Source organism: Micromonospora sp. NPDC047670 (assembly GCF_043204915.1).
GTDB lineage: Bacteria > Actinomycetota > Actinomycetes > Mycobacteriales > Micromonosporaceae > Micromonospora.
In genome coordinates this window covers 53347-69003 of record NZ_JBIDDA010000006.1, presented here as the reverse complement: position 1 = coordinate 69003, position 15657 = coordinate 53347, and the positions used below count along the sequence as shown (strand labels likewise).

Annotated in this window: 13 protein-coding genes; 7 read left to right on the top strand and 6 right to left on the bottom strand. The window is 74.0% G+C overall.

Features of this window, described 5'->3' with window-relative positions; genetic code table 11:
* Positions 1-2 precede the first annotated feature (2 nt).
* Both ACGF7U_RS16440 and ctaD read left to right on the top strand, forming a co-directional pair.
* Positions 3-731: an ATP-binding protein gene (locus ACGF7U_RS16440; RefSeq protein ID WP_393107301.1), complete on the top strand. Its 729-nt coding sequence runs from the start codon at positions 3-5 to the stop codon at positions 729-731.
* A gap of 106 nt (positions 732-837) precedes the next feature.
* Positions 838-2841, top strand: a complete 2004-nt coding sequence (ctaD, locus tag ACGF7U_RS16435; protein WP_393107298.1) for a cytochrome c oxidase subunit I — start codon at positions 838-840, stop codon at positions 2839-2841.
* 56 nt (positions 2842-2897) lie between these two features.
* Here the strand turns inward: ctaD and ACGF7U_RS16430 are convergent, their stop codons facing one another.
* Both ACGF7U_RS16430 and ACGF7U_RS16425 read right to left on the bottom strand, forming a co-directional pair.
* On the bottom strand, positions 2898-4037 hold the full coding sequence (locus ACGF7U_RS16430; protein ID WP_393107295.1) for a SigB/SigF/SigG family RNA polymerase sigma factor: 1140 nt from the start codon (positions 4035-4037) through the stop codon (positions 2898-2900).
* A 229-nt stretch (positions 4038-4266) separates the two neighbouring features.
* Positions 4267-5679: a hypothetical protein gene (locus ACGF7U_RS16425; protein WP_393107977.1), complete on the bottom strand. Its 1413-nt coding sequence runs from the start codon at positions 5677-5679 to the stop codon at positions 4267-4269.
* Positions 5680-5884: 205 nt separating this feature from the next.
* Here ACGF7U_RS16425 and ACGF7U_RS16420 point away from each other — a divergent pair, with 205 nt between their 5' ends.
* Positions 5885-6115: a CDGSH iron-sulfur domain-containing protein gene (locus ACGF7U_RS16420; RefSeq protein WP_393107293.1), complete on the top strand. Its 231-nt coding sequence runs from the start codon at positions 5885-5887 to the stop codon at positions 6113-6115.
* 23 nt (positions 6116-6138) lie between these two features.
* Here ACGF7U_RS16420 and ACGF7U_RS16415 read toward each other — a convergent pair whose 3' ends face one another.
* Genes ACGF7U_RS16415 through ACGF7U_RS16405 form a run of 3 tightly spaced genes read right to left on the bottom strand, consistent with a single transcriptional unit; the run spans position 6139 to position 10168 of the window.
* Complete coding sequence (locus ACGF7U_RS16415; protein ID WP_393107290.1) at positions 6139-7236, bottom strand: iron-containing redox enzyme family protein; 1098 nt, start codon at positions 7234-7236, stop codon at positions 6139-6141.
* A 51-nt stretch (positions 7237-7287) separates the two neighbouring features.
* Positions 7288-9051, bottom strand: a complete 1764-nt coding sequence (locus tag ACGF7U_RS16410; RefSeq protein ID WP_393107287.1) for a thiamine pyrophosphate-binding protein — start codon at positions 9049-9051, stop codon at positions 7288-7290.
* Positions 9044-10168, bottom strand: coding sequence for a Vms1/Ankzf1 family peptidyl-tRNA hydrolase (locus ACGF7U_RS16405; protein WP_393107285.1), 1125 nt, complete (start codon positions 10166-10168; stop codon positions 9044-9046). The genes ACGF7U_RS16410 and ACGF7U_RS16405 overlap by 8 nt, the downstream gene beginning before the upstream one ends.
* A gap of 142 nt (positions 10169-10310) precedes the next feature.
* On the opposite strand from ACGF7U_RS16405, the gene ACGF7U_RS16400 reads away from it, so the two are divergent.
* Together ACGF7U_RS16400 and ACGF7U_RS16395 are read left to right on the top strand one after the other, a co-directional pair.
* On the top strand, positions 10311-10859 hold the full coding sequence (locus ACGF7U_RS16400) for a hypothetical protein (RefSeq protein WP_393107975.1): 549 nt from the start codon (positions 10311-10313) through the stop codon (positions 10857-10859).
* A gap of 84 nt (positions 10860-10943) precedes the next feature.
* Positions 10944-11804 (top strand): alpha/beta fold hydrolase, encoded by an 861-nt coding sequence (locus ACGF7U_RS16395; protein ID WP_393107283.1) that lies wholly within the window; start codon positions 10944-10946, stop codon positions 11802-11804.
* 36 nt (positions 11805-11840) lie between these two features.
* Here the strand turns inward: ACGF7U_RS16395 and ACGF7U_RS16390 are convergent, their stop codons facing one another.
* Positions 11841-12179, bottom strand: a complete 339-nt coding sequence (locus ACGF7U_RS16390) for a DUF3817 domain-containing protein (RefSeq protein WP_393107281.1) — start codon at positions 12177-12179, stop codon at positions 11841-11843.
* 184 nt (positions 12180-12363) lie between these two features.
* Here ACGF7U_RS16390 and ACGF7U_RS16385 point away from each other — a divergent pair, with 184 nt between their 5' ends.
* Together ACGF7U_RS16385 and ACGF7U_RS16380 are read left to right on the top strand one after the other, a co-directional pair.
* The gene (locus ACGF7U_RS16385) at positions 12364-13842 is read left to right on the top strand and encodes a glutamate--cysteine ligase (protein ID WP_393107279.1); all 1479 of its coding nucleotides are present in this window, start codon (positions 12364-12366) and stop codon (positions 13840-13842) included.
* A 666-nt stretch (positions 13843-14508) separates the two neighbouring features.
* The gene (locus tag ACGF7U_RS16380) at positions 14509-15507 is read left to right on the top strand and encodes a hypothetical protein (RefSeq protein WP_393107277.1); all 999 of its coding nucleotides are present in this window, start codon (positions 14509-14511) and stop codon (positions 15505-15507) included.
* Positions 15508-15657 lie beyond the last annotated feature (150 nt).

Sequence of the window (15657 nt, the reverse complement as noted above, 5' to 3'; positions counted from 1 at the left end):
TCATGCCGAGCCGGATCACCTGCGAGGTGCGCGACACGTCCCCCGTGACCGTCGTGCGGCTTCGCGGCGGCCTCGACCTCGGCACCATGCGCGCCGTGCACACGGTGCTGGACGGCTGCCTGGCGGCCCAACCCGACGCCCTCGTGGTCGACCTGACCGACGTCACCGTCCACGACCGGCTCGCGCTCTCGGTCTTCGCGGCCACCGCCCGGCGGGCGGCCGGCTGGCCGGCGGTGCCCGTGGTGCTCTGCGCCCCTCCCCCCGAGGCGGCGGCCTGGCTGGCGGAGTCGACGGCGTGCCGGGTGGTGCCCGTGCGCCGCGACTGCGACGAGGCGACCCGGGCGGCGAACGCGGCGGCGGCGCCGCGGTTGCGGGCCCGGCTCGAACCGGTGGCGGGGGCGTGCCGGCGGGCCCGTGAGCTGGTCGCGGACGCGTGCGCCCGGTGGAACCTGCCGCAGGTGGTCGGCCCGGCCTCGCTGGTGCTCACCGAACTGGTCGGCAACGTGGTCCGGCACGCCGGGACCCCGATGCAGGTGACGGTCACCCTGCGCCGGCCGTACCTGCACCTGACGGTGGTGGACGGGTGCCGCACCTCGGCCCGGGCCGGCTCCCCCGACCTGCTGGCGGAGGGCGGCCGGGGACTGATGCTCGTCCGCGAGATCGCCCAGCGCTGGGGCAGCGTGCCGGCCGGCGACGGAAAGGTCGTCTGGGCGACCCTGCCCGCCAATTGACCGAAATTACCGCTCTCACCTGAATAGCCCCTGTCGCCTGGTTTCATGGGCAGAGGGGCGGGTAGGCACGCCGTCCTTTCTGTCGTCACGACGGGGTGAGAGTCACATGCCCAAGCGGGTAACCACGGAACCTCCACGCGACCGGGGACCGGCGATCCTGGCACCGGCACGCTTCGGCGGCTTTCCCGGGCCGCTGCGCAAGCCGGTCCCCGGCGGGACCCTGATCCGGTTCCTGGCCACCACCGACCACAAGCAGATCGGCCTGCTCTACCTGCTCACCTCGTTCGGCTTCTTCCTGGTCGCCGGGGTCGAGGCCATGCTGATGCGGGCCGAGCTGGCCCGGCCCGGCCTGCAACTCCTCTCCGCCGAGCAGTACAACCAGCTGTTCACGTCGCACGGCGCGGTGATGCTGCTGCTGTTCGCCACCCCGGCGGCGTTCGGGTTCGCCAACTACATCGTGCCGATCCAGATCGGCGCGCCCGACGTGTCGTTCCCCCGGCTCAACGCCCTCGCCTACTGGCTGTACCTGTTCGGCGGCCTGATGGTGATCGGCGGCTTCCTCACCCCGGGCGGCTCCGCCGACTTTGGCTGGACCGCGTACACGCCGCTGAGCAGCCAGGAACACTCCCCGGGCGTCGGCGCGAACATGTGGGTGATCGGCCTGGTCATCTCCGGGCTGGGCACGATTCTCGGCGCGGTCAACCTGATCACGACGATCCTGACCCTGCGGGCCCCCGGCATGACCATGTTCCGGATGCCGATCTTCACCTGGAACATGCTGCTCACCAGCCTCCTGGTGGTCCTGGTCTTCCCGCTGCTGGCCGCCGCGCTGCTCGCGCTGTCGGCCGACCGGTTGCTCAACGCGCAGGTCTACACCCCCGAGAACAACGGGCCGATGTTGTACCAGCACCTGTTCTGGTTCTTCGGCCACCCCGAGGTCTACATCATCGCGCTGCCGTTCTTCGGCATCATCACCGAGATCATCCCGGTCTTCGCCCGAAAGCCGATCTTCGGCTACACCGGGCTGGTGCTGGCCACCCTCGCGATCACCATCCTGTCGATGACCGTCTGGGCGCACCACATGTTCGCCACCGGCCAGGTGCTGCTGCCGTTCTTCAGCATCCTGAGCTATCTGATCGCCGTGCCCACCGGGGTGAAGTTCTTCAACTGGATCGGCACCATGTGGAAGGGACAGCTCACCTTCGAGACGCCGATGCTGTTCGCGATCGGCTTCCTCGTCACCTTCCTCTTCGGCGGCCTCACCGGGGTGCTGCTGGCCAGCCCGCCGGCCGACTGGCACACCCATGACACCTACTTCGTCGTCGGGCACTTCCACTACGTGCTCTTCGGCACCGTGGTCTTCGCGCTCTTCGGCGGCTTCTACTTCTGGTGGCCGAAGATGACCGGGCGGCTGCTGGACGACCGGATCGGCAAGGCCCACTTCTGGACCATGTTCCTCGGCTTCCACGGCACCTTCCTCGTGCAGCACTGGCTGGGCAACGAGGGCATGCCCCGCCGGTACGCCGACTACCTGCCGACCGACGGGTTCACGGCGCTGAACACGTTCTCCACCATCTCCGCTTTCGTGCTCGGCGCGTCCACGCTCTTCTTCATCTGGAACGCCTGGAAGTCCTGGCGCTACGGCGCGATGGTCAACGTCGACGACCCCTGGGGCTTCGGCAACTCCCTGGAGTGGGCCACCACCTGCCCGCCGCCGCTGCGCAACTTCGACCGGATGCCCCGGATCCGCTCCGAGCGCCCCGCCTTCGACCTCAAGTACGGCCCGCTGGTCGCCGACCTCGGCCGGGACCTGCCCCAGCGCGCCACCAAGCCGCCGCAGGAGTTCCGCGAGGAACTGCGCCGCGAGAAGCACGTGCCCGAGTCGCCGGCCGCCGAGGGGGCGCACGGCGCGCGGGAGGCGGCCGCGTACCAGCCGGCGGCGCAGTCGGGCGCCCGGCCGGTGGACGTGCCGGAGCCGGAGGACGTGCGCCGGCCCAGCTTCGAGCAGACCGACGAACCGGAGGAGACCCGGCTCGGCGCCCAGCGGGAGCCGCAGGAGAACGACCGCTGGCGGCACCCGCGCGGGCCCGGCGACACCCCGGAGAACTGAGCGGGCGTACGCGGGAAGGGCCGGCACCCGCCCGGGTGCCGGCCCTTCCGACGTGGTCAGCCCTCGCGGGCCGAGGCCAGGCCGGCCGCGGTGAGCGAGCGACGCACGGCGGGCTGGACGCGGGTCAGCCGCAGCGGCACGCCGGTGCGGGCGGCGGCCTCCCGGCCGGCCATCAGTGCGGCGATGCCGCCGGCGTCGAAGCCGCCAGCGGCGTCCAGGTCCACCACCACCTCGGCGGGCTGGCCGGTCACCGCCTCCAGCATGGCCCGGCGCAGCTGGTCCGCGCCGGCGCGGTCGACCTCCCCGCCGACCTCGACGACCACCCGGTCGCCGTTCTGCTTCACCGAGATCCGGGTCTTCGTGCTGTCCGACTCCGCCGCGCCGTTCTGCCACGGCGGCGGGGCGTCGGCGAGCATCGCCTGGCGCAGCCAGGTGAGCGCCCGCGACAGCAGCCGCGAGACGTGCATCTGGGAGATGCCGAACCGGGCGGCGATCTCCGCCTGGGTCTGGTTGCCGTAGAAGCGCATGGCCAGGATGCGCCGCTCCCGCCAGGGCAGCCGGTGCAGCAGGCCGCTGACCGTCACCCGGTCGTCGACGGACTCCAACGCGTTGTCGGACTCGCCGACCAGGTCACCGAACTCGGCCGAACTCTCCCCGCCCACCGGCGCGTTGAGCGAGGCCGGGCTGTAGCCGGCCGCCGACTCGAGGGCGGCGAGGATCTCCGCCTCCGGCGTCTCCAGCCGCTCCGCCAGCTCCGCGACCGACGGCGCCCGGGACAGCTCGCTGGTCAGCGCCGACGTGGCCTGCCCCACCTCCAGGATCAGGTCGCGCAGCCGGCGCGGCACGTGCACCCCCCAGGTGCGGTCCCGGAAGTGCCGCTTGATCTCGCCGACGATGGTGATCGCCGCGTACGCGGTGAACGAGCCCCGCTCCGGGTCGTACCGGTCGACGGCGTTGACCAGGCCGAGGCGGGCGACCTGCTCCAGGTCCTCCAGCGGCTCCCCCCGCCCCCGGTACCGGCGGGCGAGCCGGCCGGCGAACGGCAGGGCGAACCTGACCAGGTCGTCGCGCGCCTCCTGGCGCCGTTCGGGCGGAAGGCCCTCGATCCGGGCCGCGTACGCCAGCGCGGCCGCGTCCAGGTCCTCCAGGCCCCGATCGGTCGGAGGTGGTGTGGTTGTGGTGCTCTGTCCGAACATCCGCGCCTCCCTCAGGAAGGTCCCCCGCCCGGATTCAGGAAACCGGTCGTGCGCGCGCGTGGTCGCACCACGCACCGGGCCGGAAGTGGGTCACATGACTGGGATGCCAGCGGGCGACGACGCCGCACCGGACCGGCGTGATCAGGCCGTCGCAGCCAGCGGTGTTCCCGCTCCGTAGGTACTCAATCACGGGATCCCGGGTTCGCGAGGATGTTTCGACAGGGCTGGCTCAACAGACCAGCAACCCCTGGTGGGCGCCGCTGTCGCGCAGTGCCGCGAGCGCCTCGGCGACGGTCATCGGCGGCGGCGTCGGCAGGTCGTACGGCTGGGCCCGCAGCACCTCCGTGGCCCGGCGGGTGGGCACCGAGGTGACCGGGTAGCCCCGCGCCGCGGTGCGGTCCAGCGCCCGCCGGCGGCGACCGAAGCCGGCGACAGCCAGCCACTGCGGCAGCCCGGCCAGGGCCGGCGACCGCAGGCCGGGCGGCTCGGGCAGCACGTCCACCGAGCTGAACGGCTCACTGCCCGCGAGCCACCACTCCACCCCCTCCACGCTGCGCCGGGTGGCATTCTCACACCAGTACGGCACCATCCCGGCCCGCACCACCTGCCACGGGTCGAGCAGCCGCCCGCACTCCACCACCAGCCGGTTGCCGGTCTTGCCGGCCGCGCGCAGCCACCGCCGGTACAGGTCGGCGGTGGCGGCGCTGAGCGCCTCCGGGCGCGGGACGAGCACGCGGTGCAGCGGGTGCCGGTGCCGCGCGGTCCATTCCCGGGCGTCCGCCTCGAAACCGGGCTCCACGCCGTGTTCGGCCGGGGCGGGCGGCGCGGAGACCTCCGGTGGCTGCCAGTGCGCGCCGTCCCCGCCGGCCGAGCGGAGCACCTGACGCAGGGCGTGGCTGTCCGGGTGGAAGTCCACCGGGTCCAGGCCGCTGCCCGGGCAGCCGACCTGGAAGCTGTGGCCGGGCGCGGAGTCGAGCACCGGCCAGGTGCGGGCGTCCCGCAGCAGCAGCACCGCCGCGCCCGGCTCCAGCCGCTCGGCCAGGAACCGCGCGTACGCCGCCGGCAGGGACCGCCACCGCGCCGCGAGCGACACCGTGGCGCCGGCCAGCGCGCCCCGGCTGGCGGGGCAGTGCACCTGGCGTACGTGCAGGCCGGGGTTGCCGGCGAGCAGGCGTGCGGTCAGCGCCGCCCCGTGGTCCAGGGCGGCCTGCGGCCGGTCCACCGCGCCCTGCGCCCAGTGCACGCTCATCTCGAACCCGGCGGGCAGCCAGGGCACGTCCAGCGCCGCCGCCAGGTGCGCGGCGGACCCGTGCGGGGAGCCGAGCAGGACCCCCGGGTAGCGGCGCCGGGGGTACTGGTCTGCGAACCAGCGGGCGACCCGCTCGGCGTCGACCTCGGCCGTCTGCCCCGGCGTGAGCGCCACCCGGCCGGCCGCCCGCACCACCGCCGCCCGCCGGACCGGCTCGGGCGCGCCGGTGAACCGCGACAGCGGCCCCGGGTGCCCCGGGTGTCCCAGGTCGGCGCAGTCGGTCCCGCGCAGCGCCCGCGCGGTGGCGGCCACCAGGACCCGGGCCGCGCTGCCGGCGGCCACGACCCGGTCCCCCGCCAGCCCCGCACCGTCGGCCGTGAGCCCCTCGCGCACCTTGTGCACCGGCCCCACCTTGCCTCGTTCGCTCACCACGCGGCCCGGCTTCCCGTCCCGATGGGGTTCAAACGGGGCATCCCCCACCGGTCGGGAGTAATCAGAAGATCCGGGCGGTTGCCGCCGTCCTCGCGCCGCGACCAGGGGTTTCGGCGCCGGAGGGCGGGCGGGTTTCGGCGCCGGAAGGGCGGGCACATGAGCGCCCATGCGCGCAGACGACGACACTCCCGCCCCGGCGGCCACCATCACCCCGTACCAGGACGGGCCGCTGCTGGTCCGGGGCGACTTCGCCCTGGTCACGCCGGACGGGCAGACCATCGACGCGCGGCGGGGGACGGTGGCGCTGTGCCGCTGCGGGAAGTCCGCGCTCAAGCCGTTCTGCGACGGCACGCACAAGGCGATCGGCTTCCGCGCCGGCACCGACCGCGAGTCCTGACCCGCCCCGAGCGGAGGCGGGCGTCAGGCCACGGCGGAGACCGACGCGGCGACCCCGCCGCCGCGCGGGCGCTCCCGCAGCGTGACCCGGGCCGGCCCGGCCACCCGGCGCAGCGAGCTGTGCCCGGCGGCCCAGGCGTCGAGCAGGTGCGCGGCGAAGAGCCGGTCCACCGCCAGCGCGGCGGCGGCGCCGAAGAGCACGTCCGGGGCCAGCCCCGGCTCCACCCGCACCAGGCCGCCGCACAGGTCGTGCGCGGCGATCTGCTCGTGCACGGCGTCGGCCTCCACGTGCTCGTCGTAGAACCGGGTGGCCACCTCGTCCAGGCCCAGGCGGCGCAGCCCGTTGCCGTAGCGGCGGTTCGGCAGCGACGAGGTCATCTCGTACGCGGCGAGATGCCCCAGCAGCGCCCCGCGCAGCCGCCGGTGCAGCCCGAACAGCGACATCAGGTTGTTGGTGGCCAGGGTGACCGCCGGCACCGCGTCCAGGTGCGCGGCGTAGCCGGTGTCCAACCCCAGGCGGTCCAGGGTGACGCGGAACAACTCGGCGTGCATCCGGTCCAGCCGCCCGTTGCCGTACTCGTCCATCTGGATCTCGACCAGGGCGGCCTTCGCCGGGCCACCGAGGCGCGGCAGGGCCCAGCTGTGCGGGTCCGCCTCCCGCAGGTGGTAGACCGAGCGGTGGGTGACGAACTCCCGGAACTGCGCCAGCGTCGCCCGCCGCTGCAGGTGCCCGGCGAGCGACGGCCCGTCGTCCGCGGCGACCACGTCGGCCAGGGCCGCCGGCACGCCGCCGGGCAGCACCGCCGGCAACGGCCCCACCAGCGCCCGCACCGCCGCCTCGAAGACCCGTTCGGCCTGCGAGCGCAGGGCGAGCAGGGACGGCTGCCACTCCCAGCCCTCGTCGACGCCCTGCCAGCCCCGGTAGTGCAGCTCGTAGCAGCAGAAGAGGGTGAGTTGCAGGTCCTCGTCGGTGAGCGGATCGGCCGGGTCGAGCCCGGCGCCGAGCCCGGCCGGAAGGTCGTGCGGCGCCCGCCGCAGCGCCTGCAGCAGCGCCGCCGAGACCGCCCCGCGGGGCTCCGGCAGGCGCGCCGGACCGTACCGGCGATCGGTGGGCTCGGACAAGATGACCTCCAGCGTCTGACTGCCGGTCCTCAGTGCCCGCCCCGCGGGCGGCTAAACGAGATCGTCGACCTCCGCGGCCGCCCCGGTGGCGAGCATCCGGTCGCGTACCCGCCGGGCGGCGTCGCCCTCGGCGAAGACACCCCGCAGGTCCGCGAACGCCGGCTCGGGAGGCGCCAGTCGTACCGCCGGGTCCACCACCGCCTCCACCACGCAGGGGCGGTCGGCGGCGAGCGCCTCGTCCCAGGCCGCCCCCACCAGCTCCGGCCGGTCGACCCGCACGCCGTGCAGCCCGAGCAGGCGGGCCCACCCGGCGTACGGCACGTCGGGGCGGCGGCGCACCGGGTCGGTGGACGGCGGACGGCCCCCGCCCATCCCGGACTGGTCCCGGTTGTTGAGCACCAGCACCACCAGCCGGGGGTCCTGCCACTCCTGCCAGTGGTGCGCCACGGTGATGAGCTCCGCCAGCCCGTTGAGCTGCATGGCGCCGTCGCCGAGCAGGGCGATCACCGGCTCGTCCGGGGCGGCGAGCTTGGCCGACACCGCGTACGGCAGGGCGCAGCCCATCGAGCCGAGTGTGCCGCAGAGCTGCGCGTTCACCCCGGGGGGCAGTTCCAGGTGCCGGGCGTACCAGTAGACGACCGAGCCGACGTCCACCGCGACCGCCCCGCGCCGGGGCATCCGACTGGAGAGCTCCTGCACCACGAGCTGCGGGTTCATCGGCTCGGCGGGGGCGGTCGCCCGGTCGGCCCGCTCCGCGCGCCACCGGTCGACCGAGCCCTCGACGGTCTCCCGCCAGCGCGCGTTGGGCCGGTCCGGCACCAGGGCCAGCAACGCCCGCAGCGTCTCCTCGGCGTCACCCACCAGGGGCACGTCCACCGGGTAGCGGGTGCCGATCCGGCGGCCGTCGATGTCGATCTGCACCGTGCGGGCCTGACCCGGCATCGGGAAGTAGTCGGTCCACGGGTCGTTCGTGCCGACCAGCAGCAGCGTGTCGCAGCCGCCCATCAGCTCGGCGGCGGCCGGGGTGCCGACCTCGCCGAGCACGCCGGTGTGGAAGGGCAGCCGCTCGTCGAGCACCGGCTTGCCGAGCAGCGAGACCGCCAGCCCGGCGCCGAGCCGGTCGGCGAGGGCGACGATCTCCTCCGCCGCGCCCCGGCCGCCCTGGCCGACCAGGATCGCGGTGCGCTGGCCGTTGGCGAGCAACTGGGCCGCGGCGTCCAAGTCGGCGTCGTGCGGCAGCACCCGGGCCAGCGGCTCCCCCGGCGTCGCCGCGAACACGCCGGCCGTGTGCGGTTGCAGGTCGGGCACCGGCGTCTCCTGCAACTGGCGCGGCAGCACCACGCAGACCGGGCTGCGGGTCGCCGCGGCGGTGCGGAACGCCTGGTCGAGCAGGGCCGGCACTCCCGCGGGGGTGCGGCCGTACCGGACGAACTGGTTGCACACGTCGCCGAACAGCCGGCTCAGCCCGATCTCCTGGTGGGCGCCGCCGAGCGGACCGGAGACGTCCTCGCCGACGATCGCCACCACCGGCTTGCTGTCCAGCTTGGCGTCGTAGAGCCCGTTGAGCAGCTGGACGGCGCTCGGCCCCTGGGTGGCCAGGCAGACCCCGATGCCGCCGGTGAACTTGGCGTGCCCGGTGGCCATGAAGGAGGCGGTCTCCTCGTGCCGCGCCGGGACGAACGCCGGGTCCCCGCCCGAGGCGTCCAGCGCCTCGACCACCGGGGCGATGGCCTCCCCGGGATAGCCGAAGGCCCGCGGCACCCGCCAGGCCCGCAGCCGCTCGACCACCAGGTCGGCCACCGTCCGCTCAGGCATCGCCACGCCCCGGCGTGGCGGCGTCGACGTACCGCAGCACCGCCCCGACGCCGTCGGTGAGCTCCGGCGCCTCGTCCGGGCCGAGCACGGTCAGCTCGGCGTCGGTGCCGACCAGCGCCCGCACGAGCGCCGCGTCGGCGCGTACCCTCTCCGGGTCGCGCACCGACATCGCGGCGAGCTGCCCCGGGTCGGTGGCGATCTCGGTCGGTTCCGGCCCGATCCACAGCTGTCCGGTCGCCGACGGGTCGTCGACGATGAGCATGGTGTCGACCTGGTTGCGTTGCAGGGCGGAGACGACGGCGTCCAGCCCGGCGCCGACGTCCTCCTGCATGCCGAACCGGTCCAGCGCGGCGGTGATCCGCTGGTCGGCCACCTCGGCGATGGTCTGCACGGTGAGGTCGTCGAGCAGCGTCTGGTCGGCGCCGCCGGCCCGGGAGCCGGCGTCGGTGCGCACCATGACGTCCTGCCAGCGCTCCGGCATCTGCGCGGCGATCATGCCGGTAGCGCGCACGTCGCCGGCGACCACCACCACGTCCGCGCCGACCTTCTCGGCCAGCTCGACGGTCGCCGCCGTGACGTCGCCCGCGTTGTGGTGCCACGCCTCCATGGCCGCCTTCTGGTACTTCGACTGGGACCAGCCGCCGGGCTGCACCCGGCGCAGCTGGAAGTCCTCCCGGCCGGTCACGTGGGCGCGGCGCGGCACGCCGCCCGCGCTGATCGCCATGGCGTCGGCCCCGGTCCGGTCGGCCAGCACCCGCACCCACGCCACCTGCTCGCCACGCTGCGCCAGCAGCGGCATGACGTGCGGCAGCGAGGTGTACGCGGCCAGGTCCCGCAGCGGCGGGGCGGACAGGTACTCCGAGAGCACCACCCGGCCCCGGGCGCCGAAGATCGCCAGGCCGTAGTCGCCCGGCATCGGGTCGTGCCCGCGGACGACCCCTTCGACCGCGTCGATCGTGTCCACGTCGGCGCGCTGCTCCTGGAGTTGGTTGCGCAGGGCCCGCCACCGCAGATCCAGTGCCGGGTGGGCGTCCTCGGTGTTGGCGGAGGCGTCCAGGTACACCGAGACCCACGGCCCCGGCCGGTCGTAGAGCGGGCGCAGGAAGGACAGCTGCATGCTCGACCCCTTTCCAGCTCGGCCCCCCGCTTACCCGCGCCGGTGCGGATGTCACCTGACCGCCACGGATGCGTGACCAGGTTTCATTCACGTCGTTCAACCCGGACGACCGATACCATGAGTGAACACAACGGGACTCTGGGTGGTGACCATGGACAGTGACCTGCACATCCGGCGGATCGTCCACCCCACGGAGCGGATCGTCACGGGGCGGATCGTGCGCCTGCTCGACGGCTATCCGCGCGAGGTGCGGATCGGCCAGCCCGTGCTGGTGGCGGTGCTGGCGGCGGCCGGGGTGGCCGGGCTGCTGGCGGCGGTGGTGCGCTCCCTGTTCTCCGCCGGCTCCGGCGCGACCCGTCGACGGTTCAAGGAGCTGAAGAAGGGCCCGGAATACCTGGTCACCCCGGTTCGGCTGCGCGACTCCGCCGGGCAGCTGTGCGAGGTCGAGCTGCACGGGCACCTGCCGCAGAGCGCCCTGCACCCCGCCGACCACGTGCAGCTCACGCTGCGCCGCCAGGGCGACCCCGACCTGCCCCCGAAGATCGAACGGATCGTGAACCTGACGACCGGGCAGCTGCTCACCCCGCGCACCGCCACCCTGTGGTCGCACCTCGGCCCGCCGCTGCTGCTGCAGGCCGCCCTGGGCGCGCTGCTGGTCGCGGCCGTGCTGCTCTGGTCGGCGCTGACCTGACACCCGACGCCCACCGGATCCGACGTTCCACGGCCCGGCGGACCCGACGTTTCGCGCCCGGCACGCCCGGGCACGGCAGGCGCCATGTTCGCCGGATTCACGCTCGACGAGATCGACCTCGGCCCGGTGCGCCTGCGGGTGCGTCACGGCGGGTCGGGCTCGCCGGTGGTGCTGCTGCACGGCCATCCCCGCACCCACGCCACCTGGCACCGGGTGGCGCCCCTGCTCGCCCAGCGGCACACCGTCATCTGCCCGGACCTGCGGGGCTACGGCGGTTCGTCGAAGCCGCCGAGCACCACCGACCACGCCCCGTACTCGAAGCGGGCGATGGCCGGCGACGTGGTGGCGCTGCTCGACGCGCTCGGCCACGACCGCGCGGCGGTGGTGGGGCACGACCGGGGCTGCTACGTGGCGATGCGCACCGCGCTGGACCACCCCGAACGGGTCAGCCGACTCGGGGTGCTCGACGGGGTGCCGATCGGGGAGGCCCTGGCCCGCGCCGACGCCCGGTTCGCCGCCCGGTGGTGGCACTGGTTCTTCCTGGGCCAGCTCGCCAAGCCCGCCGAGCGGGTGATCAACGCCGACCCGGACGCCTGGTACGGCGGCTCCCCCGCGCAGATGGGCGATGAGGCGTACGCCGACTACCGACGGGCCATCCACGACCCGGCGACGGTGCACGCCATGTGCGAGGACTACCGGGCGGGCCTCGGCCCGGACCGGGCGGCCGACGACGCCGACCGCGCGGCCGGTCGGCGGATCACCTGCCCGGTGCTCTTCCTGTGGTCGACCCGCGACGACATGGTGGAGCTCTACGGCGACCCCGCCGCGATCTGGCGGGACTGGGCCGACGACGTGCGGGCCGCGCCGATCGAGTCGGGTCACCACATGGCCGAGGAGGCGCCGGAGCAGCTCGCCGCCGAGCTGTCCGCCTTCCTCGCCGGGTAGCCGACCCGTCCGGACGCGGCGGGCGGGTCTGGCGGGTCAGCCGACCGGGGCGGCCTCGCGAGCGGGCTCGCGGGCGGCGTCGAGCATGCCGCGCCGCCGCGCCCAGCGCTCGAAGGCCAGCGTGGCGAAGGGCGGCACGGCGCAGGCCAGGGCCACCCCCGTCGCCAGCAGGCTCCACCGGCGCAGCCGGGCCACCGCGAGCACCAGCACGCCGTACGCGATGAACAGCCCGCCGTGGATCGGCCCGAAGATCTGTACGCCCAGCTCGTTCGCGGGCGGGCCGTACTTGACCGCCATGCCGGCCAGCAGGGCGGCCCAGGAGACCGCCTCGGCGATCGCCGCCACCACGAACAGCCGGGTCACCTTTTCGCGCACCGCACTCCTCCACCTCTCGCCGCCGGCAATGCTAGCCCTGAACCCGGGCCCGTCCGGTGGCGACCGGCGCGCGGGCGACGGGGATCACCGGGAGCGCGGCTGGGTAGAGAAGAAACGTCAGGTCTTCCCCGGCCCCGATGCGGCGTGGCAGGTTAGGGGGACCAGCGGTGACAGGGTGGTGACCATGGGCGAGGAAGTCGGGGTACGGACCTTCAGCCGTGAGGATCGGGCCCGCTACCGGGAGAAGGTGCGCCGCTGCCTCGACGTGTTCGCCGAGATGCTGCGCGAGTCGCGGTTCGACGTCGACCGGCCGATGACCGGGCTGGAGATCGAGCTCAACCTGGTCGACAACGACTCGATGCCCGCCATGCGCAACGCCGACGTGCTGGCCGCCGTCGCCGACCCGAGCTTCCAGACGGAGCTGGGCCAGTTCAACGTCGAGATCAACGTGGCGCCTCGCCGGCTCGCCGGCACGGGCACCGCCGAGTTCGAGGAGCACGTGCGGGCCAGCCTGAACGCCGCGGAGGAGAAGGCCCGCGCGATCGGCGCGCACATGGTGATGATCGGCATCCTGCCGACGCTGCGGGCGGAGCACCTGACGGCGGCCACACTGTCGGCCAACCCCCGCTACGAGCTGCTCAACGAGCAGATCTTCGCGGCCCGGGGCGAGGACCTGCGGATCGCGATCAACGGCGTGGAACGGCTCGCCGTCACCGCCGACACGATCACCCCGGAGGCGGCCTGCACCAGCACCCAGTTCCACCTCCAGGTCAGTCCCGCCCAGTTCGCCGACTACTGGAACGCCGCCCAGGCGATCGCCGGCATCCAGGTCGCCCTCGGCGCCAACGCGCCGCTGTTCTTCGGCCGCGAGCTGTGGCGGGAGACCCGCATCCCGCTGTTCCAGCAGGCGACCGACACCCGCTCGGAGGAGATCAAGGCGCAGGGCGTACGTCCCCGGGTCTGGTTCGGGGAACGCTGGATCACCACCGTGTTCGACCTGTTCGAGGAGAACGTCCGCTACTTCCCGGCACTGCTGCCGGTCTGCGATCCGGAGGACCCGGCCGAGGCCCTCGCCGCCGGCGGGGTGCCCAAGCTCGCCGAGCTGCGCCTGCACAACGGCACCGTCTACCGGTGGAACCGGCCCGTCTACGACGTGCTCAAGGGGCGGCCGCACCTGCGGGTGGAGAACCGGGTGCTGCCTGCCGGGCCGACCGTGCTCGACACCGTCGCCAACGGCGCCTTCTACTTCGGCCTGGTCCGGGCGCTCGCCGAGGCCGACCGGCCGCTGTGGTCGCAGATGTCGTTCAGCGCCGCCGAGGAGAACTTTACCAACTGCGCCCGGCACGGCATCGACGCCCAGGTCTTCTGGCCCGGCCTGGGCTACCTTCCGGTCACCGAGCTGGTGCTGCGCCGGCTGCTGCCGCTGGCCCACCACGGGCTGGACCGGTGGGGCCTGGACCCGGGCGAACGGGACCGGCTGCTCGGAATCATCGAGCAGCGCTGCCTGACCGGGCGCAACGGCGCGAGCTGGCAGGTGGAGACGCTGCACCGGCTGGAGTCCACCGACCACCTCGACCGGCCGGAGGCGCTGCGCGAGGTGGTGCGGCACTACGTGACGCTCATGCACAGCAACCGGCCGGTCCACGAGTGGCCCATCCCCTGACGGGCGCTGACGTCCGGACCCCGCCCTCGGCGACGAACCGCGTCGCGCATGGTGCCGGCGCGGATCTTGCCAGCACGGAGCACCTGACGGGTCGAGCCGCGCGGATCTTGCCGGCACGGGAGCATCTGACGGGCCGAGCCGCGCGGATCTTGCCGGCACGGGAGCACCTGACGACGCCGAGCGTCCTGTCGAGCTGATGTCGTAGACGACTCACGCCAAGCGCCGGGCGTCGACCTGCGGCATCCCTCCGCCGTGGGGTCCGGATAGGCGTCGCGACCTGCGCCGGTGTCGGCGGCGGGACGGCGCCGCCCGCCTGTCCACCGGCGACGAGGCGCTCCCCCGCGGATCTGCGACGTCGGGTGAATCGTCTACGACATCAGCTCGACAGGGCCGCGGAGACGCCGAGCCGGCGGCGGACCGGGCCGCGCTGGGCGTCGCACGGGGCTGCGCGGGACCGGGCTGCGATCTGCGCACGCTGGAAGAACCGGGGCGAGGGCGGCTACCCCATGATGAGACGCGGACATCGATCCCGCACGATCCGCTGCTCGCAGGAGGGGTCGGGCGGGCGCGTCCAGGTCGACCGGTGGTCGCCGTTCGCCGGTCATGGGCGGCGTCGCCGGCGTCGGCGTCGCGTCCGGGTTCCATCCCCCACCCTGAGGAGCGCACGTGACGCAGACCCAGAGGTCCCCCCAGCAAACCGACCCAGCCGTCCGGATCCGGCCCGACACCGGGCGGGCCGGGACGTCCGCGTTCGTCAGCGGGTACTTCCCCCGGCGGCGTGGGCTGATCATCCTGCTCAGCGTCCTCGGCGGCTTCCTGCTGACCGTGGTCTGGTCGGCGGAGTTCGTGGACCAGACCATCGGCGACAACGTCGCCAACACCCTGCTCGGCCACGACGCCAAGGAGACCCCCATCCAGGGGATCACGGCCGGCGTCCTGTTCGCCTTCGTCTCCGGGATCGCGGGCACGTTCACCGCCTGCAACATCGCCGCCTTCGGCGCCCTCGCCCCGCTGACCGGCACCACCGGCAGCAGGTTCAGCCGGTTCGTCCAGCCGTTGAAGCCGCTGGGCTGGATGTCGGTGGGCATGATCGCGGTGTCGGCCACGTACGGCGCCATCGTGGGCCTGGTCGGCACGTCGATGCCCCAGTTCTCCACGGTCGCCAACACGCCCGGCACCCTGTCGCCGCGCAGCATCCAGTCGATGGTGGTCTTCGGCGTGATCGGCCTCATCATGATCTATCTCGGTCTGGCGGCGCTCGGCGTGGTGCCGGACCCGTTCGCCCGCATCGCCCGGCGGCACCCCAACGCGCCGATGGTCTTCATGGGCGCGCTGATCGCGGGCTTCCTCATCGGACGGCCGTTCGCGCTGTTCCGGCAGATGTTCCGCGACGCCGCCGAGAGCGGCAACCCGCTCTACGGGGCGGCCGCGTTCACCCTCCAGTCGATCGGCAACATCGTCATCATGGCGGTGCTGTTCCTGCTGCTGGCCTGGCTCGCCGGCTCCCGCCTGCAACGCTGGTTCAGCGCCCGGCCGACGCGCCTGGCGACCCTGACCGCGGTCGCCTTCATCGTCGCCGGCGCCTTCACCTTCCTCTACTGGGACGTGCGGCTGCTCGCCCGCCGCGAGATCATCCCCTGGTACCCGACGGCGCCCTGGTCCTGAGCGGACCGGGGGGGGGGGGCCCGGGGGGGGGGGGGGGGGGGGGGGGGGGGGGGGGGGGGGCCCCCGGCCCCCCCCCCCCCCCCCACGGCTCCACCGGCCGGTGGGTGCTCGGGGCAGTGACCGGTGGAACTGATTGGTTCGTGTACAGAT